Origin of the sequence: Mesorhizobium sp. (genome assembly GCF_004962925.1) — a bacterium.
GTDB lineage: Bacteria > Pseudomonadota > Alphaproteobacteria > Rhizobiales > Rhizobiaceae > Mesorhizobium.
In genome coordinates, this window is record NZ_SUEO01000071.1 from 9936 (window position 1) to 10724 (window position 789).

1 protein-coding gene is annotated in these 789 nt (G+C 64.1%); it reads left to right on the forward strand.

Annotated elements, in window-relative coordinates; all coding sequences use genetic code 11:
• Positions 1-789 (forward strand): mandelate racemase/muconate lactonizing enzyme family protein (locus tag E5W87_RS16095; protein ID WP_292399155.1); only part of this gene is annotated, 789 nt, incomplete at both ends.

Sequence of the window (789 nt, forward strand, 5' to 3'; positions counted from 1 at the left end):
TTCGAAGGCGGCCGAGTTCTGCAGGCGGCGATTTCCGCCATCGACATCGCCCTTCACGACATCAAGGGCAAGGCGCTGGGGGTGCCGGTCTACGAGCTGCTGGGCGGCAAGCAGCGCGACCGCATCCCTACCTTCGCCTCGACCGGAGACGAGGCCGAAGGTGACGTTGCCATCGAACGAGCCCGCGAGCTACGCGCACAGGGGTGGCAGGCGATCCGCTTCTTCCCCGTCGGGCAAAACAGCAGGGACATCTTCGAGCCGCGCGAGTCCATCGGCGCTACCGCGACCATGCTAAACAAGGCGCGCGAGGCGCTGGGCGACGACGTCGTCATCGGCGTCGATTATCATCATCGGCTGTCGGTGGCGGAGGCGGCGAGCTTCTGCAACAAGCTCGGCCGCGGCGTGCTTGATTTCCTCGAGGAGCCGATACGGGACGAGACACCGGAGGCCTACGAATCCTTGCGCACGATGACTGACATCCCCTTTGCCATCGGCGAGGAGTTTGCCAGCAAGTGGCAGTTCCTGCCCTACGTCGAGCGCGGCATCCATCAGTTCAACCGGCTCGATGTTTGCAATGTCGGCGGGCTCACCGAGGCGATGAAAATCGCTGGCTGGAGTGAGGCGCACTATGTGGATCTGATGCCGCACAATCCCCTTGGTCCGGTGTGCACGGCGGCGACCGTGCATCTCGCCGCCGCGGTGCCCAACTTCGGGTGGCTCGAGACCAGGGAACCCGAAACAAAGCTGGGCTTCGACAATTCCGACGTCTTCCCCGTGCAACCACGGCTC